We start from the raw sequence: 17,469 nt of genomic DNA, 5'->3' as shown, positions 1-17,469 counted from the left end.
GGAGTGAACAATGAAATTATATTTAAAAGGCGATTATACAAAAAGAGTACCTTATGGTTATTTAGAACTAGCTGGCAAAATGTGGTTTCCAGAAGAAAAGCAAGTATCTTACTCAAATGCAGGAGACAATGATGCATTACAAGAAGATTTTTCTGTAAATTTATCCCTGAGGAAAGGCACTGCCGATAAGAGATGGTCTAGTGTCCCCCTAAAGGAAGGGGTACGAAGACTCTTTTCACATCTTGACGAATGTATTGAGATAGAGTTTGAAAATGCATTCGCTACGGATTATAATGAAAAGGGAGACTATCTCCGTATTTTAACCAGCCATCTAGAAGTTTTAACAGTTGATAAACGCGCCATGTACATTATGGCGCTTGAGATTGCAAAGGTGATTGACGGGCAAATTAGCGAGGATAATAAGAAGACATGGCTAACAGTCGAGGAGTTTAGGAAAAAGCACGAGGCTATTCTATCTCTAACTTTTGAAGAAGCAAATGAACGAAGTTTGACTGAAATTCAAATGATGGATGTGGTAGATGACCCTCTTTGGGAGGAAGAAGCCACTCGTCGAAAAGAATATATACTAGCACATGGAGGCGATATCTCAGATTTATGAGACTATACATCAAAAGTGATTTTACGAAAAAAATAGACTTCACAACTAGAGAGCTTGTTTGGAAGATGTGGTTTAAGGAACGGAATGGCAAGAAAATAAGTTTCTCCAATGTTGGTGATGATGCTATGTTACAGGATGATTTTTACTTTGGTGTTCGGTTACACAAATGGTCTTCAGTTGACGAAAGATGGGATAAGGCTCCTTTTATAATTCCTAGTAATCCTTGGTTGTCTTTGGAATATGAGAGTATAACACTTGAATTTGAAAAAACTTTCATTACAGAGTGGAGAGAACGTGGAGATTATCTACGTATCGCAACATCTCATATAGATGTTTTAACTGTAGACAAACGTGCTTTATACATTATGGCAGCTGAAGTAGCATCAGCCATTGATGGTCAGATTAGCGAAGACGGCAAGCAAAGTTGGCTAAGTGTAGAAGAATTTAAGGAATATCACAAGGATGTTCTTTCACTGACTTATAATGAAGCTGTTGAAATCAGTTTGGAAGAATTAAAGACAATGGTACCGGTAAGAGAACCTCTATGGGAAGAGGAGGAACGGCTTCGAGAAGAATACATCAAAATCCATGGTGAACGTGTTTATGACGATGAGGAAGACGATTGAAATTATATATCAAAGGCGATTACACCAAAGAAATTCCGTTTGATTATTTAGAACTAGCGAAGAGAATGTGGTTCGAAAGCTATCAAGGAGAAGGTATATCTCTCTCCTATTCTGGTTTTCTTCAAATCAGAGATGGGAATGATATAGCCATTCATCTAAAACTAAATAAACAGGATTATGACGAACGTTGGTTGTGTATTCCGATACAAGAAGGGATAAAATATCGTTTTTATTCACAAATTGATGAAGACCTAAATTTGGAATTTGAGAATGCTTATGTAACAGATTTTCGAGAAAATGGAGACTGTTTGCGTATCGCTTCTACCCACCTTGAACTGCTCACTCTTGATAAAAGAGCGTTCTATATCATGGCCATTGAGATTGCCACAATCTTTAATGGACAAATCAGTGAAGACGATAAGAAAACATGGCTAACAGTCGAGGAATTCAAGGAAAAGCACCAAGATATCTTATCTCTAACTTTTGATGAAGCAAATGAGATAAGTTTGGAAGAAATTCAGACGATTGATGCTATTGACGACCCCATCTGGGAAGAGTTGGATAGGAAGCGCGAAGAATACATCAAAATTCACGGCGAACGAGTTTATGACGATGAGGAAGATGAGTGAGACTATATATCAAAAGCGATTTTAAGAAAAAAATAACCTTTACGACAAGAGAGTTGCTCTGGGAAATGTGGTTTAAGGAATGGCATGGTCATCCTATTACATACTCAAACGTTGGTGATGATGAGATGTTGCAAGATGATTTCTTTTTTGGAGTTCAATTTGATAAATGGCGATTTAATGATAAACGATGGAATCATATACCATATGACAAGAGTGAGCCTTGGAATTCGTTTTCAGATGAAAATATTCAATTAGAATTTGAAAATGATTTTATTACTGATGGTAGAGAACGTGGAGGATACCTTAGGATTGCGACTACCCATACGGACATTTTAACGGTTGATAAACGAGCTATGTATATCATGGCAGTCGAGGTGGCTTCTGCCATTGATGGTCAGATTAGCGAGGATGACAAAGAGACCTGGATGGATGTAGAGACTTTTAAGGAGTTGCACAAGGATGTCTTATCACTAACTTACGATCAAGCAACTGATATCAGTGTGGAGAAACTGAAAAGTATGAGACCTGTAGAAGATCCCTTGTGGGATGAAGAAGAGCGACTTCATGAAGAGTACATTGCCATCCACGGCGAACGAATTTATGACGACGAGGAAGATGAGTGAGATTATATCTTAATGGCAATTACGAAGCTAGTATCTATCAAGCTAGTATGGAATATCCTTGGAAAATGTGGTTCAAAGAACGAAAAGGTGTGAAAGTTGGTTTTTCTTACGCACGTGATGATGATTTCTATTTTAGCGTTAGTTTGGATAAATTTTCTTCAAATGATGAGCGTTGGGGTATGGCTGATTTTAGAGTAGGCAACGATCCTTGGGCGACTTTTAAGCGTGAAAATATAAATTTAAATTTTGAAGATTCCTATGAAAGCGATGGACGAGAAAAAGGAGACTATCTACGAATCATCACGACTCATAAGGATATTCTAACTGTTGATAAGCGAGCTCTCTATATCCTGGCGATTGAAGTGGCAACTGCAATTGACGGTCACATCAGCGAAGATGACAAGGAATCATGGCTGAGTATTGAAGAATTTAAAACGAAACATGCAGATCTGTTGCATCTGACCTACGACGAAGCAGTCGATATTAGTTTAGAAGAGATAAAGGTTATGAAAGCGATAGACGAGCCTCTCTGGGAAGAATTGGATAGGAAGCGTGAAGAGTATATCCGAATTCATGGGGAAGTGGAGTTGGATGACGATGAGGACGACGAATGAGACTCTATATCAAAGGCGATTATACTAAAAGAGTACCATTTGGCTACAGAGAACTTGCATGGAAAATGTGGTTCAAGGAACGGAATGGTCAAATGATAAGTTTCTCCAATATTGGGGATGATGAGATGCTGCAAAATGACTTCTATCTATCCTTACGATTAGATAAGTGGGGAGCAAGTGGCTCTCGTTGGAAAGAGGTCAAGGTAAAATGTGGTAGTGCTATCAATTCCCAAAAATATGAAAATATTGATTTGGATTATGAAGGAAGTTATGAAAGTGATGGTAGAGAAAAGGGAAAATATCTAAGAATCGCCTCTAATTATTTGGATGTTTTAACAGTTGATAAACGTGCTATGTATATTATGGTGCTTGAGATTGCATCTGCCATTGATGGACAAATCAGTGAGGATGACAAGAAGACATGGCTAACCATCAATGAATTTAAGAAAAAACACGAAGATATCTTATCTCTAACCTTTGATGAAGCAAATGAGCTGAGTCTGGAAGAAATTCAAACGATTGACGCTATTGACGATCCCATCTGGGAAGAATTGGATAGAAAACGTGAAGAGTACATTGCTATCCATGGTGAACGAATTTATGACGATGAGGAAGACGAGTGAGACTATATCTTAAAGGTGATTACACCAAAGAAATTCCGTTTGATTACATGGAACTAGCGAAAAGGATGTGGTTTGAGGAAAAATATGGAATAGAGCCAGATTTGTCGTATGCTGGGTATCTAGAACTACCAATTGAGAAACTTTCTATTCACTTAAAATTAAATAAGTGGATGCATGATAATAGATGGAGTAATGTTCAGATTAAGGAAGGGATAAAATATGATTTTTTATCCCATAAATATGAAGATATAGAGCCAGACTACGAAGATGCTATGATGTCGGACTTTCGTGAGAAAGGTGAATGTTTAAGAATCGATACTAAGCACCTTGACCTCCTCACCGTTGATAAACGTGCTTTCTATATTATGGCCATTGAGATCGCGACTGCTATTGATGGTCAGATTAGCGAAGATGATAAAGAGAGCTGGTTAAGTGTGGAAGATTTTAAAAATCGGCATGAAGATATCCTATCTATGAGTTATGAACAGGCTAATGAGCTGAGTCTGGAGGAAATTCCATTTATGGATGATGTGAGAGACCCAATCTGGGCAGAAGATGACCGCAGAAATGAAGAATACATTAAAATCCATGGATAAGTGGAGTTGGATGATGAGGACGACGAGTGAGACTATATCTTAAAGGCAACTACGAAACTAGTATTTATCAAGCCTGTATGGAATATCCTTGGAAAATGTGGTTCAAGGAACGTAAGGGAGTGCAGGTTGGTTTTTCTTATGCACGTGATGATGACTTCTATTTTAGTGTTAGTTTGGATAAATTTTCTTCAAATGATGAGCGTTGGGGAATGGCAGATTTTAAAAAAGAAAATAACCCATGGAGTTCATTTAAATATGAGTATCTAATACTGGATTTTGAAGATTCCTATGAAAGTGATGGACGAGAAAAAGGAGAATGTCTAAGAATCATCACGACTCATAAGGACATTCTAACGGTTGATAAGCGAGCGCTTTATATCATGACCATTGAGATAGCATCTGCTATTGGTGGTCACATCAGCGAAGATGATAAGGAAACATGGCTGAGCATTGAAGAATTTAAAACGAAACATGCAGATCTATTGCATTTGACCTACGATGAAGCGGTTGACATTAGCTTGAAGGAGATAGAAGTAATGAAAGCCATCGACGAGCCCCTCTGGGAAGAATTGGATCGAAAGCGTGAAGAGTATATCCGAATCCATGGTGAAGTGGAGTTGGATGATGAGGACGAATAAGAAATTCTACTTCAATTTGTAAGCTCTCAGTTATTGCTGAGGGCTTTTTGAATGCAAATTGACTTTTGCAAGCCTTTTCACTACAATAGAACTACAGAAAAGGAGGCGGACATGAACTATATTGAGTTTGCTGAAAATGAGCGTCTGTCCACAATTGTCCTTGGGATGATGCGGATTAGTCAGATGAGTGAAGATGAGGTGGAGGCCTTGGTGGAGGCAGCCTTGTCGATTGGGATTAACATCTTTGACCTAGCGGATATCTATGGCGATGGCCAGTGTGAGGTCCTGCTGGGGAAGGTTCTCAAGCGCCGTCCGGATCTTCGGGACCAGATGTGGATCCAGTCCAAGTGTGGGATTCGCAAAGATGGCTTTACCTATTTTGATTTTTCCAAGGACTATATTTTGGATTCTGTCGACGGCATCCTCGAGCGCCTCCAGATCGAGCGCTTAGATAGTCTCCTCCTTCACCGACCGGATGCCCTCATGGAGCCGGAAGAAGTGGCAGCAGCTTTTGATCACTTGGAGCAAGCGGGCAAGGTCCGTCATTTTGGGGTGTCCAATCAAAATCCTATGATGATGGAATTGCTCAAAACAGCTGTCAAACAACCACTCAAGATCAACCAGTTGCAGTTGAGTGCTGCCTTTACGCCTAGCTTTGAGGCTGGTTTTCATGTCAACATGGAAGGTCCAAAAGCAGCCGTTCGAGATGGCAGTGTCTTTGAGTATTGTCGCTTAACCGATACGGTGATTCAAGCCTGGTCTGTCCTCCAGCATGGCTATTTTAAGGGGAACTTTGTCGGCAAGGAAGAGTTTGCGGCCCTCAATCATGTCCTCAATGACTTGGCGAAGAAATATCAGGTTACTCCGACAGCCATTGCCCTAGCTTGGGTCCTCCGCTATCCAGGGAAGATGCAGGCCGTCATTGGAACGACCAAGCCTCTGCATGTCCTTGAAGCAGGGAGAGCAGCAGAAGTGAATTTGACCCGTAAGGAATGGTACCAAATCTACTTGGCAGCGGGAAATGATTTGCCTTAGAATCTTGTTAGTAAACCAGACTCCACTCCTATCAGTGGGCTGGTTTTTTTGTTTTATGTTTTACTGATTTTTCTTGACAAGTCTTTCTTTTTTATGGTATTCTTTAGGAAACGTATGTTGCGTAACAACTGTTGCGCGAAAGGAGTCTTATGCCACCAAAGGTTAAATTTAGTAAAGAGACTATCATTGGGACGGCTTTACAATTGGTGAGAGAAGAGGGCCTGGCTAGTTTGACGGCTCGAGCATTAGCAGAGAAACTGGGAGCCACGCCAAGGGTCATTTTTGGGCAATTTGCTAATATGGCTGAGTTACAAGCAGAGGTTATTGTTGCTGCGGAGATGGTCGTGGTGGAGTATATTCGTAAGGCCTTAGAAGATGAGAAGCCTTTTCGATCCGTCGGGGTTGCTTATATCCTGTTCGCCTCAAAAGAGCCCCAACTCTTTCAATTGCTTTTCCAAAATCCTAGCAAAGATCCGATTCGTCGCTTTCAAGATTTTCTTCCCATGAAGGATCATAGTTACCAAATGGTTCTGGATTCGATTGTCGCAGACTATCCGTTGACGTTAGAGGAGGCTAGTCGCTTGTACCAGCATCTATTCATCTACTCACACGGGATGGCCTCTATGGTTGCTTCTGGTATTTATCAGTTCAGCATGGAAGAAGTGATTGCTTTATTGACAGAAGTTTGTCAATCTCTCATCAAAGAAATGGTAGGAAAGAAATGATTCAACTAGAAAATGTTTACAAAGGCTACGGCCAAACCAAGGTTTTAAAAGGGATTGATTTGCAGATTCAAGACCAGGATGATGTAGTTATCCTAGGTCCTTCTGGATCAGGAAAGTCAACTCTCTTAAATGTGTTATCAGGCTTAGAAAAGGTAGACGAAGGGCATATTCTCATTCAAGGACAGGATTTGTCTCAACTCACGGATGCTCAATTGACAGCCTTTAGACGTGAGAAGATAGCCTTTATTTTTCAGCAGTATTATTTATTACCGAATCTCACGGTTAGACAAAATGTAAAGATGGGAGCTGACCTGGCAAACAATCATGATTTTTTGCAGATCATCGAGGATTTGGGCCTTGGCGATAAGCTGGACAAGTATCCGAGTGAATTGTCTGGTGGGGAACAGCAGAGAGTCTCCATTGCTCGTGCCTTAGCCAAAAAGCCAGATATTCTTTTCTTAGATGAGCCGACGGGGGCCCTGGATGAAGAAACAGGGCGCAAGATTCTGGACTATATCTGGAAGTTGAAGGAAAAGCTAGGCTTTACCCTCATTATGGTGACGCACAACCAAAATATTGCGGATATGGCTAGAACCATCATTCGCGTCAATAGTGGCAAGATTACCCAAGTTGTGACCAACGATCAGCCTCAGACTGCCTATGAGATTGGATGGTAAGCCATGTTTTCAGTAAAAGATATTCGAAAATTAGTTGTCGTCAGTATCATTGGGGCTTGTGCAGTCTTTGTAGCCAATCTCTTCTTGAATTTTTACCTGGATATCGAGCAGTTGGAGATTTCTAAAACCAATCCGATGATTCAGACCTACTATGATGCCCAGGTTTCGCTATCTTGGATGGTGGCCATGGTCAGTGGGGTTGTCTTGTCCTTGACGTCGATCCTTCTCATGTGTTTTTATATCAAACAATTTGTCGATGACCACAAGGAACAATTAGGGATTTTAAAGGCTTTGGGCTATAGCAATGGCCAGTTGGCGAAACGATTTTGGGCTTTTGGACTCAGTTTTGGAGTTGGAGCACTTCTTGGCTATTTCGCTTCTTTTCTTATGATGGGTCATTTTTATGACTTTCGCAATGAGAAGGGGATTTTGCCAGACATTACCATTCATTTTCATTGGCAGCTCTTGGTCGCTTTGGTGATACTGCCAACTACTTTCTTTATGGTCCTTGCGATTGCTTATGCTAGAAGACAACTACAAACGCCGGCCCTTCGCTTATTAAAAAAATCTCCAACACCGATTAAGGAAAAAAGGAGAAGAAGGGCTCCTAAGAAAGAGAAATCCTTCCTAAAAGAGCTGTCTTCGTCGCTGATTTGGGGGAGAAAATCGATCCTGTTTTTTGTGGTCTTTGGCTCCATGTGTTTCGCGGCCATGGTTCAATTGTCTTTTGGCCTAAGGGACTACACAGATGACATCATCCAAACGATGATGATTATGATTGGTTTGATCCTTTCTTTCTCGATCCTCTTTTTGTCATTGGGAATTGTGGTCTCAGAAAGTCGCGAAACCTTGGCTCTTATGAAGGCATTTGGCTACACCGATCGTGAATGCCAAAGTCATATTCTCGCTCCCTATCGTTTCTGGGCCTATCTAGGATTTGCCCTTGGGACGGCTTATCAATATGGCATCATGGAAATTTTGATTGGCGTAATCAAAGATACAGTTCCTGGTAAAATTGAGCATCACTTTGATGGGAATGTGTGCTTTTGGACTTTGATCGTTTTTGCGGTGGTTTACGAAAGCCTCTTTTATCTATCCAACAGAAAACTCCAAAAGCAAACCATTAGAGAAGTGCTCTTAGCTGAATAAATAGAAAAGAGAGTGGGACAGAAATTGGTAATTCGTTAGAATTTGATTTCGTCGTCCCACCTCCGCACAGTCGAGTAGGGCTGTAAAAGCTGATGAAATCAGCGTAGTAGAGCCCACTCAACCACTGCGTCTTGCTCGACAATCTAAAGACAATTGAGAGGCCAGGACTTTTGTCCCAGCCTTTTTCTTGTAGAATCATTGACAGGGAGAGGCTTTTCCGCTATTCTAGGGGAATAAAAGAAATGAAAGAGAGACAGCATGAAACGGAGTTATTGGCAGGACCTGAAAGGGGCCTTTTACTTAATCTGGCGCAATAAATGGTCCTTTATCTCTGTGGGGATTCTTTTGCAGTTTGTAGTTGGTATAGGGGCTGCGGCCTTGAGTTGGGTCTTTCAACTGGCCCTCCTCTTATCGGGTGAGTCCAACATTGACAAGAACAATATCCTATCTACCTTGACTAACCCTTTGAGTCTGGTAGCTTTGGTCCTCTTTGCTATTGTCTTTGCCTTTCTCTTTATGCTGGAGATGCGGACTATGATTGCCCTGATTTATCTGTCTCGTACGGATCAACACCTTTCCTTTAAAAAGGTCTTTCGCCAGTCTTTTGGTCGCTTAAAGGATTTTAGGAGTTGGAACCTACTTCATTTTCTCTTTTATATGCTACTGACCTTACCTGTAGCAGGTCTCTTGATTGGCTCTACTCTGACGGATGGTCTTTATATTCCGAATTTTATCACAGGGGAGTTTTCCAAGACGATAACTGGGTCTATCGGCCTCTTCCTAGTTCAAGTGCTTCTGATCTATCTCAATCTGCGTCTCATCTATACGGTGCCCAATATCGTGATTGAAGAGTTGCCTTTTGGCGCTGCCATGCGCAAGAGTTGGGAGATGACTAGAAAAGGTGGGATTCGCCTGATCCTGCGGATTTTCTCCTTTGAGTTTATCCTCTCTCTTACCGCTATTCTCTTGATCCTTGGCCTTGTCTTTGCATCTAGTCAGCTGGACAAAACGGGTCAGCATATCTGGGTACAAACCATCTTTTTGGTCTTGATCCGCCTCTACATTTTCCTCTTTTCTGTCATGTCTAAACTGGGAACCTTGGGAATCATCCTAGACAATGGCTGGGAGGCTCCAAGTCGCTCTGTCATCAAGACTCGTGGCTCTAGCAAGATGAAGGGACTCTTTGTCCTGACCTTTCTTTTCCTCTTGGCTCAGTCAGGGATGGCAGCATTTGACTTAGCGACCTTAGAGGTCAATGACCAGATCAAACTCGTAGCCCATCGTGGTTATGTGGCCAAGGGAGTAGAAAATTCCCTTGAAGCACTCGAGGCAGCTGCCAAGGAGAAGGCTTCTTATGTCGAGATGGATATCCTCTTGACCAAGGACAATCAATTCGTCGTCATGCATGATTACAATCTCAAACGCTTGGCTGGAGTAGACAAGGATGTCAAAGATATGACTCTAGCTGAGGTGCAGGGATTGAAGATCCAGCAGGATGGTCATACCAGTCACATCCCATCCTTTGAGGAGTTTGTCACACGGGCCAAGGAGCTGCAGATGCCGCTCTTGGTCGAGCTCAAGCCTCACGGTGCAGAACCGGAAAACTATGTGGATCTTTTCGTCCAAAAAATGAAGGAGCTGGGAGTTGACAAGGACTATCCAGCCATGTCCTTGGATCTGTCGGTGATGGAAAAGGTGGAGAAGAAAGCTCCGGAGATAAAGACTGGCTATGTCATTCCGATTCAATTTGGCAGCTTTGAAAACACCCCAGTCGACTTCTTTGCGATCGAAGACTTTTCTTATCAGGAGGATTTGGTAACCCAGGCTCATGAGATGAAAAAAGAGCTCTATGTCTGGACCATCAATGACGAAGAAAAGTTAACGGCCTATCTTCAACGGCCGATCGATGGAATCATCACGGATGAAGTCGCAGAGGCACAAAGATTGAAGAAAAACCTGAAGAAGAACAAGACCTACTTTGATCGCTTCTTGAGCTTGGTATCTCTCAGTACTAGTGAATAGGAATACAGTTTAAATAGAACTCTAGCCAACTGGGCTTCAAGAAGGTCAAATCGGAATATTCTGTGGAGAGGATGACTAAATGTTTGATTTTTCTCCCATATTGCTCTATACTAAATAGTATGAATAATGAAAGTCGTCCCTACAGTAACGCTGTCAGGGCGCTTTCTCTTTCTATAGCTTTCTTTTGTAGGTGCAATCCTTTCAGACCGAGGGACTGTTTCTTTGTTCGGAAATGGACGTCTTGCTAAAGAAAACTTTACTAACTAGTATTTTAGGAGGTATCTATGCTTCAGTCATTGATTGCTGAAATCAAGGAATACAAGAAACCCTCAATTTTAGCCTCACTCTATATGGTCTTTGAGGTCATGTTTGAGATTTCTATTCCATTCATTATGGCGACGCTTCTGGACAAGGGGGTTCAGAAAGGGGATATGATCACTGTTCTTACCTATGGTCTCCTTATGTTGGTATTCGCCTTTCTCTCTCTTTTCTGTGGGATGCAGTCGGCTCGCTACGGAGCTTTTGCATCAGCAGGATTTGCCAAGAATCTACGGAAGGCAATCTTCAAGAAGATCCAAACCTTCTCCTTCGAAAACATCGATAGTTTCTCCTCAGGTGGTCTGGTAACCCGGATGATGACGGATGTGACCAATGTGCAGAACTCCTATCAGATGGTGATCCGGATCTGTGTGCGGGCACCGCTCAACTTGATTTTTGCCATTGTTGCCAGCTACTTGATCAATCCGCAAATGGCTAGTATCTTTGTAGGGATTACCCTCTTCTTGGGGCTGGTCTTGGGTGTGATCACGAAGATTGTTTATCCACTCTTTACTAAGGTCTTTGATGCCTATGATAACTTGAACAATAGCATTCAGGAAAACATCACCAACATGCGCGTGGTCAAGTCCTATGTCAAGGAAGAAGAAGAGACGGTCAAGTTTAAGAAAGCTTCTCGCTTGATCTACAACATGTTCATGAAGGCTATTCGCATCGTGATTTTGAGTAGTCCAGCCATGATGCTCTCCTTGTATGCTTCCTTTATCTTGATCTCTTGGATCGGGGCACAGCTCATTGTGAGTGGAAGCTTCACGACTGGTGAGCTGACTTCTATGTTTGCCTATGTCATGACCATCCTTATGTCCCTCATGATGTTTATGATGATCTTCGTCATGCTCTCGATCTCTATGGCATCTGTAGAGCGGATCAATGAAGTCCTTGGGACAGAGTCTACTATCGTCTCTCCGGAGAATGGTCTGACAGAAGTAGCAGATGGATCGATTACCTTCGACCATGTGGACTTCGCCTACACGGACGAAAATGGCGACAAGGCCCACGTCTTATCCGATATTAATCTCAGCATTCGCTCGGGTGAAGTGATCGGAATCCTTGGAGGGACTGGTTCTGGTAAGTCTAGTCTGGTCCAGCTCATCCCTCGTCTCTATGATGTAGAGTCTGGTAGTGTCAAGGTAGCTGGTCAGGATGTGCGAAACTATGATCTAGACCATTTGCGCAAGCAAGTTGCCATGGTGCTTCAGACCAATGTCCTCTTCTCCGGTACCATCAAGGAAAATATGCGCTGGGGAAATAAGGACGCGACGGACGAAGAAATCGTGGAAGCTTGTAAGATCGCTCAAGCAGATGAATTTATCCAGAACTTTAAGGATGGCTATGATACCATGATCGAACGTGGTGGAGCCAATGTCTCTGGTGGTCAGCGCCAACGTCTCTGTATCGCTCGCGCTCTCTTGATGAATCCAAAGATTTTGATCTTGGATGATTCGACTTCAGCTGTCGATACCAAGACGGATAGCCTGATCCGTCAAGGTTTAGCGTCTAGTCTCAAGGACACGACCAAGATCATCATTGGTCAACGGATCTCTTCTATCCAAGATGCAGACCGGATCGTGGTCATGAATGATGGGAAGATTGATGCGATCGGTACTCACCAAGACTTGATCGAGACCAATGCCATCTACCGTGAAGTCTATGACATGCAAACCCAAGGGAAAGGAGGACAAGCAGATGAAGAATAAGAAAAAAGCCAGCTGGGGCTCTCTCGTACGCTTGCTAGACTATATGTGGAAGCAATATAAGTTTGTTCTTCTCCTAGCAGCTGCCCTCATCGTGACAGCCTCCCTCTCTACGGTCTATATCACGTCCTCTATCCGAGCCTTGGTGGACCAATACATCCAACCCATGTTGGATTCAGGAAGCAAGGATTTTGGACCCCTCTTAACTTTCTTATCGACACTGGCTGTGATTGGAGTGGTGGGAGTTTTGGCCAACTATGGCTTCTCCCTCATTATGTCGACAGTGTCTCAGGATACCCTGCGCTCTCTACGGAACCAGCTCTTTGCTCGTATGCAGAAGCTCCCTGTCAAGTACTTTGATACCCACCAGCACGGGGATATCATGTCTATTTATACCAATGATATTGACGCTCTTCGCCAAGCAATCGAGCAATCTATCCCACAACTCTTGCAGTCAGCCATCACCATTATCGGGGTAGCCGTCAGCATGATCATGATCAGCCCTCTCCTTTTCCTTCTCGTTCTTTCAATGGTCGGAGTCATGGCCTATGTCATCAAGGAAATCTCTGGTAAGTCTGGTCGCTATTTCGCCGATCAGCAAAAGAACCTTGGGATCGAAAATGGCTTTATCGAAGAGATGATGTCAGGTCAAAAGGTAGTCAAAGCCTTTGTCCACGAAGAGGAAAGCATCGAAGCCTTTGAACGGATCAATGACCAACTCTTTGAATCATCTTATCAAGCCAACCGCTATGCCAATGTCTTGATGCCTGTCTTGGGGAACCTGGGAAATGTCTCCTTCGTTTTGACTTCATTGGTCGGTGGGATCTTCGCCTTGAATGGCATCAGTGGCCTCACCATTGGTGGCCTCATGGCCTTTCTCCAGCTCAACCGTTCCTTCAACGGGCCTATCACCCAAGTATCGCAACAGTTGAACTTTGTCCTCATGGCACTTGCTGGAGGAGACCGGATCTTTGATCTCTTGGATGAAGAAGTCGAAGTGGATGAAGGAAAAGTGACCTTGGTCAACTATGAAGAGGTCGATGGTCGCATGGTCATCACCGATAAGAAGACCAACCTCTGGGCTTGGAAACACCCTCGGGAAAATGGCGACTACGAACTGGTCAAACTAGTCGGAAATGTCGTCTTTACCAATGTAGACTTCTCTTACAATGAGAAGAACCAAATCCTCTACGATATCAATCTCTACGCAGACAAGGGGCAAAAGGTGGCCTTTGTCGGCGCGACAGGAGCAGGGAAGACCACTATTACCAACTTGATCAACCGTTTCTACGATATCCAATCAGGATCTATCACCTATGATGGGATCGATGTGAAGCTGATCGAGAAGGCTTCGCTCCGTCGTTCGCTGGGAATCGTCTTGCAGGATACCCACCTCTTCACTGGAACCATCGCAGAAAATATCGCCTATGGTCGATCAGATGCGACCCGGGAGGAAATCCTGGAAGCAGCCCGCATTGCCAATGTGGATTCCTTCGTCAAACATTTGGACCAAGGCTACGATACCGTCTTGAGCGATGATGGAGCCGGTCTATCCAACGGTCAACGTCAGCTGATCGCCATTGCGCGTGCTGCCTTGGCCAATGCGCCGGTCTTGATCCTTGATGAAGCGACCTCCTCGATCGACTCACGGACAGAGAAGATGGTCCAAGAGGGGATGGATCGCCTGATGGCAGGACGGACCGTCTTTGTCATCGCCCACCGTCTCTCAACCATCGTCAACTCGGATGTGATCATGGTCATGGACAAGGGACGCATCATCGAGCGAGGTAACCACGCTTCCTTGATGGCAGAACGCGGGACTTATTACCGCCTCTATACCGGTGGTCTTGAAATTGATTAACACAAAAAGTCTGAGCGTTGGCTCAGACTTTTTGCTTATAGATAATGTTGTCTTTGAAACTTTCCTTAGGTGAGATCGGACGTCAGCGAACTTCGAAGAAGTTCAGTGAATAAATCAAGATACAAAGGGCGCCTGCGGATAAAGTCAAAATAGGGAGCAGGACAGAAGCACTTTTGTATGGTATTGCTTCGTTGTCCTGCCCCCACAAGGCTGATTAGGATTCTTCCGAGCTAAAAGGGGAGAGAAGAATTCAATCAGCTACTGTGTCTTGGATTTAGTACTAATGTATTTTGTGCTTTTGACACCATCCGCAGCCAGTGTTCAATTCGTTTTGAGCCCCTTCGCTCTTTATTTTCTAATCTCAGGCTAGAACAGTTAAAAGCCTCCCTTTGATAGATAGAGCGGAGAGAAAAAACGGGCCTTGTAGGTCCGCTTTTTTTATGACTTAACTCATTTCCATGGTATAATGGGAGGACTATTTATAGAGAAGATCAAAAGGAGACAAGAGTGGATCAAAAACATCACTGTCAAGTTCTATGGGCGAAAAATAAATACCTGGTGCTGAGTCATTCCAGCAATATTTACAAGGAGATTCGGGAATACCTCAAGCAAGACCAGGTGGAGGTCAGCCATGTCGAGGACCTGATCCAGCAAGCACTGGCCTTGCCGGAAAATCGTGGCCAGGTCTCTAATGCCTTTCAGCATATCTGGGGCTATTTCAAAAAGCAGGCGACTCCTGAGGAAAAGGCAGACTTCATGCTGCTACTTGAGAAGTACCAGCATGGCCAAGCTAGCCAAGAGGATCTCATCAAGGGAATCCAGGTGCTCCTAGAGCGCTATCCTAATCGCTACTTGCAAGACTCGACGCTTCTAGGAGGTCAATAGATGAGACTCTGGCACCAAGACTTGATTCCCAAACTCCCTCGTCCCCAGCTCCTGGGCCAACACCGGGAATGCTGCGCCCTAAGGGGAAATGGCTGGGGCAAGAAGCACGCGACGGTCAACTATGTCTTTGACTACTCGCCCTATCGCCTCTATGCCTATCACCGCCTGATCATGGAGGAGATGACGGCTCGTGGCTACAAGGTTAGCCCAGAGTGGTGGGAGCCGACCTACCGAGGCAAGACCTGCCCAGCCTACCCAGAGCTGGGAGAAGAATCCTTGAGCGCCCCTATCTATCCCGAGCACCAGAATACTTACCTTCAAGAATGCTTGGAGAACCTAGCAGAAAAAGGGATTCAACTAAACTAAGAAAAAACGGACCAGACCAGGTTCGTTTTTTTGCGCCAATTCCCAATAAAATTTTGTAATATCTTTTAACTATGACAGGCTATAAAGCCTTGAAACTAAAGACTTTAGGTCTCTATTCTAGAGTGCTTTCTTCTTTTTACTACCTATTTAGTTACCTATGACTGATTTTTATAAATTGCTAATAGTCATCTCAAAGCAGAGATGTTGCTGGATTTTGCTAAAATCTATCGAGAGGGCACTTTGTTAGCATATGAGTGATCTACGTTTCATATTTGTCTCGATAAAAAAATTAAACGTTTGTTAGGGTATATTGTACTTTAGTAAGTTAGGTATGCTATAATTCTCTTATTAGGAGGGGTAGGCTGTGAGGTATAGCTATATTTTTCCAAAGTATAGGGGTAAATCATGAAATTGTGGAGTTACTTAAGACAAAATGTGAAACTTGTGCTCAAAGGTGGCTCAATCGTTTCAGGCTTTATCCAAGAATACTGTAGCAAAGATGACAACGATGAGGGAATTGACTCAATCGGTTTAGATGTCAATGGTACTCTTTATGAATCTTTTGAGGATGAAATTCTTAGTATCAAAGAGGTTTAACATGAATTTATCAGAGGTTTTTTCTCAGATTGACTCAATGGGGTTGAGTTCTCCAAAGTTTAACCTATCTGAGATGACAGACGAGGAACTATCACATTTGAGGTTTACCACATTTTCAAAAGAAGATGAAGAGGCTATCATGGCTGAACTCAAGAAACGAGGTCTAGTGTTATGAAATACAGTCAACAAGTATTAGACATGCTAAAGCAAGCAGTCAGTGGTCAGATTGATAATTTTTGGGATTTCTCCTTTAAGTTTAACGCCCTTTTTGGAGAAGATGAGGGCTTTGCTGAGGCTTGGGATAATGAAAACCCTGAAATGTTTGACGCTCTCAACGATTTGGAGCTGATGATGTTTTTAGAAGAACATGACCCAAGTGATAAACAAGGCTTTATCAACTTCCTAACACCTTACTACGAAAAGGCAAAGCAATTAGCAAAACATAACGCATAGATCAATATAGGAGCTTTTATCGACCTAATTATAGAAGGACTATTGAAAAATTGATAGCGAATAACGGAGAATGTAAATGAGTAAACAACTTTGGGACTACCTACGATCAAGAGTTCAGGTGGTAACTAGTGACGGTAAAGTTATAAAAGGCTTTGTCACAGATTTTATTGACGAAATGGACAATGATGAGCAAGATGAAATCACTATCCTCATTGACAATCCTAGCACTGATGAGCCAACTGAGATTTCTCTCTTTGAGAGTGAAATTATCTCAATTAAAGCAATCTCGTAGCGCAAAGAACAATCTAGGCACTTTTACCTGCCTTATTTATGAAAAAGGATTTAGATTTATATGGCGATATTAGATGATTTACAAGCGTTATATGATAACGGCTGGGACGCCTCTTTTGATTATAATGGTCAAGCTTGTGGGATTTTTCCTAATTCTATTCATGATATTGTAGTGGTGATTGGAGATAAGGAATATCAGGTATCATCATTAAATGAACTGGTTTCTTTAAAAATTGGCGATAATACTTTAATAAATATTATGGATGGAATTAAAGTGCAGTATTATTAAAATAAAAAACACCTATGACGGGTGCAATTTACTTACTGAACTCATCGATTTAATTTCCTTTTAGTTACCCTCTGTATTTTCTCTGCTTATTTATAAGTAATAAAATTTGGTAGAAACAGGA

Annotated in this window: 21 protein-coding genes; all 21 read left to right on the top strand. The window is 42.6% G+C overall.

Going from position 1 to position 17,469, the window contains the following annotated elements:
- Positions 1–10: 10 nt before the first annotated feature.
- Positions 11–619, top strand: a complete 609-nt coding sequence (locus EL081_RS06765; RefSeq protein WP_003007944.1) for a hypothetical protein — start codon at positions 11–13, stop codon at positions 617–619.
- Positions 616–1,245 (top strand): hypothetical protein, encoded by a 630-nt coding sequence (locus EL081_RS06760; RefSeq protein WP_126404510.1) that lies wholly within the window; start codon positions 616–618, stop codon positions 1,243–1,245. The genes EL081_RS06765 and EL081_RS06760 overlap by 4 nt, the downstream gene beginning before the upstream one ends.
- On the top strand, positions 1,242–1,874 hold the full coding sequence (locus tag EL081_RS06755) for a hypothetical protein (RefSeq protein ID WP_126404509.1): 633 nt from the start codon (positions 1,242–1,244) through the stop codon (positions 1,872–1,874). Before EL081_RS06760 ends, EL081_RS06755 begins: the two co-directional genes overlap by 4 nt.
- The gene (locus EL081_RS06750) at positions 1,871–2,497 is read left to right on the top strand and encodes a hypothetical protein (protein ID WP_126404508.1); all 627 of its coding nucleotides are present in this window, start codon (positions 1,871–1,873) and stop codon (positions 2,495–2,497) included. The genes EL081_RS06755 and EL081_RS06750 overlap by 4 nt, the downstream gene beginning before the upstream one ends.
- A complete protein-coding gene (locus EL081_RS06745) occupies positions 2,494–3,111 on the top strand; it encodes a hypothetical protein (protein WP_126404507.1) in 618 nt (205 codons plus the stop codon). Before EL081_RS06750 ends, EL081_RS06745 begins: the two co-directional genes overlap by 4 nt.
- A complete protein-coding gene (locus EL081_RS06740; RefSeq protein ID WP_126404506.1) occupies positions 3,108–3,734 on the top strand; it encodes a hypothetical protein in 627 nt (208 codons plus the stop codon). Before EL081_RS06745 ends, EL081_RS06740 begins: the two co-directional genes overlap by 4 nt.
- Complete coding sequence (locus EL081_RS06735) at positions 3,731–4,330, top strand: hypothetical protein (RefSeq protein WP_126404505.1); 600 nt, start codon at positions 3,731–3,733, stop codon at positions 4,328–4,330. Before EL081_RS06740 ends, EL081_RS06735 begins: the two co-directional genes overlap by 4 nt.
- 26 nt (positions 4,331–4,356) lie before the next feature.
- A complete protein-coding gene (locus tag EL081_RS06730; RefSeq protein WP_126404504.1) occupies positions 4,357–4,968 on the top strand; it encodes a hypothetical protein in 612 nt (203 codons plus the stop codon).
- A 111-nt stretch (positions 4,969–5,079) separates the two neighbouring features.
- Positions 5,080–6,003, top strand: a complete 924-nt coding sequence (locus tag EL081_RS06725) for an aldo/keto reductase (RefSeq protein WP_126404503.1) — start codon at positions 5,080–5,082, stop codon at positions 6,001–6,003.
- Between the two features lie 149 nt (positions 6,004–6,152).
- On the top strand, positions 6,153–6,728 hold the full coding sequence (locus EL081_RS06720; protein ID WP_126404502.1) for a TetR/AcrR family transcriptional regulator: 576 nt from the start codon (positions 6,153–6,155) through the stop codon (positions 6,726–6,728).
- Complete coding sequence (locus tag EL081_RS06715; protein WP_126404501.1) at positions 6,725–7,405, top strand: ABC transporter ATP-binding protein; 681 nt, start codon at positions 6,725–6,727, stop codon at positions 7,403–7,405. The genes EL081_RS06720 and EL081_RS06715 overlap by 4 nt, the downstream gene beginning before the upstream one ends.
- Before the next feature lie 3 nt (positions 7,406–7,408).
- Entirely contained in the window at positions 7,409–8,554 is a 1,146-nt protein-coding gene (locus tag EL081_RS06710; RefSeq protein WP_126404500.1) for an FtsX-like permease family protein, read from the top strand.
- A gap of 258 nt (positions 8,555–8,812) precedes the next feature.
- The gene (locus tag EL081_RS06705) at positions 8,813–10,576 is read left to right on the top strand and encodes a glycerophosphoryl diester phosphodiesterase membrane domain-containing protein (protein WP_126404499.1); all 1,764 of its coding nucleotides are present in this window, start codon (positions 8,813–8,815) and stop codon (positions 10,574–10,576) included.
- 284 nt (positions 10,577–10,860) lie between these two features.
- On the top strand, positions 10,861–12,609 hold the full coding sequence (locus EL081_RS06700; protein WP_126404498.1) for an ABC transporter ATP-binding protein: 1,749 nt from the start codon (positions 10,861–10,863) through the stop codon (positions 12,607–12,609).
- A complete protein-coding gene (locus EL081_RS06695) occupies positions 12,599–14,467 on the top strand; it encodes an ABC transporter ATP-binding protein (RefSeq protein ID WP_126404497.1) in 1,869 nt (622 codons plus the stop codon). Before EL081_RS06700 ends, EL081_RS06695 begins: the two co-directional genes overlap by 11 nt.
- Before the next feature lie 507 nt (positions 14,468–14,974).
- A complete protein-coding gene (locus tag EL081_RS06690) occupies positions 14,975–15,352 on the top strand; it encodes a YbgA family protein (protein ID WP_126404496.1) in 378 nt (125 codons plus the stop codon).
- Positions 15,353–15,718, top strand: coding sequence for a TIGR02328 family protein (locus tag EL081_RS06685; RefSeq protein WP_126404495.1), 366 nt, complete (start codon positions 15,353–15,355; stop codon positions 15,716–15,718).
- A gap of 405 nt (positions 15,719–16,123) precedes the next feature.
- Entirely contained in the window at positions 16,124–16,315 is a 192-nt protein-coding gene (locus EL081_RS06680; RefSeq protein ID WP_126404494.1) for a hypothetical protein, read from the top strand.
- 171 nt (positions 16,316–16,486) lie between these two features.
- Positions 16,487–16,768: a hypothetical protein gene (locus EL081_RS06675; protein WP_126404493.1), complete on the top strand. Its 282-nt coding sequence runs from the start codon at positions 16,487–16,489 to the stop codon at positions 16,766–16,768.
- 76 nt (positions 16,769–16,844) lie between these two features.
- Complete coding sequence (locus tag EL081_RS06670) at positions 16,845–17,060, top strand: hypothetical protein (RefSeq protein ID WP_126404492.1); 216 nt, start codon at positions 16,845–16,847, stop codon at positions 17,058–17,060.
- A gap of 60 nt (positions 17,061–17,120) precedes the next feature.
- On the top strand, positions 17,121–17,348 hold the full coding sequence (locus EL081_RS06665; protein WP_126404491.1) for a 16S rRNA processing protein RimM: 228 nt from the start codon (positions 17,121–17,123) through the stop codon (positions 17,346–17,348).
- The last annotated feature ends 121 nt before the right edge of the window (positions 17,349–17,469 follow it).

Origin of the sequence: Streptococcus viridans, assembly GCF_900636365.1 — a bacterium.
GTDB classification, from domain to species: Bacteria; Bacillota; Bacilli; order Lactobacillales; family Streptococcaceae; genus Streptococcus; species Streptococcus viridans_A.
This window is presented reverse-complemented; position numbering and strand designations above follow the sequence as displayed.

Excerpts from the sequence above, each read along its gene's own strand:
- EL081_RS06765 (WP_003007944.1), top strand. The coding sequence starts at position 11 with ATGAAATTATATTTAAAAGGCGATTATACAAAAAGAGTACCTTATGGT.
- EL081_RS06760 (WP_126404510.1), top strand. The coding sequence starts at position 616 with ATGAGACTATACATCAAAAGTGATTTTACGAAAAAAATAGACTTCACA.
- EL081_RS06740 (WP_126404506.1), top strand. The coding sequence starts at position 3,108 with ATGAGACTCTATATCAAAGGCGATTATACTAAAAGAGTACCATTTGGC.
- EL081_RS06725 (WP_126404503.1), top strand. The coding sequence starts at position 5,080 with ATGAACTATATTGAGTTTGCTGAAAATGAGCGTCTGTCCACAATTGTC.
- EL081_RS06720 (WP_126404502.1), top strand. The coding sequence starts at position 6,153 with ATGCCACCAAAGGTTAAATTTAGTAAAGAGACTATCATTGGGACGGCT.
- EL081_RS06715 (WP_126404501.1), top strand. The coding sequence starts at position 6,725 with ATGATTCAACTAGAAAATGTTTACAAAGGCTACGGCCAAACCAAGGTT.
- EL081_RS06710 (WP_126404500.1), top strand. The coding sequence starts at position 7,409 with ATGTTTTCAGTAAAAGATATTCGAAAATTAGTTGTCGTCAGTATCATT.
- EL081_RS06705 (WP_126404499.1), top strand. The coding sequence starts at position 8,813 with ATGAAACGGAGTTATTGGCAGGACCTGAAAGGGGCCTTTTACTTAATC.
- EL081_RS06700 (WP_126404498.1), top strand. The coding sequence starts at position 10,861 with ATGCTTCAGTCATTGATTGCTGAAATCAAGGAATACAAGAAACCCTCA.
- EL081_RS06695 (WP_126404497.1), top strand. The coding sequence starts at position 12,599 with ATGAAGAATAAGAAAAAAGCCAGCTGGGGCTCTCTCGTACGCTTGCTA.
- EL081_RS06685 (WP_126404495.1), top strand. The coding sequence starts at position 15,353 with ATGAGACTCTGGCACCAAGACTTGATTCCCAAACTCCCTCGTCCCCAG.
- EL081_RS06680 (WP_126404494.1), top strand. The coding sequence starts at position 16,124 with ATGAAATTGTGGAGTTACTTAAGACAAAATGTGAAACTTGTGCTCAAA.
- EL081_RS06675 (WP_126404493.1), top strand. The coding sequence starts at position 16,487 with ATGAAATACAGTCAACAAGTATTAGACATGCTAAAGCAAGCAGTCAGT.
- EL081_RS06670 (WP_126404492.1), top strand. The coding sequence starts at position 16,845 with ATGAGTAAACAACTTTGGGACTACCTACGATCAAGAGTTCAGGTGGTA.
- EL081_RS06665 (WP_126404491.1), top strand. The coding sequence starts at position 17,121 with ATGGCGATATTAGATGATTTACAAGCGTTATATGATAACGGCTGGGAC.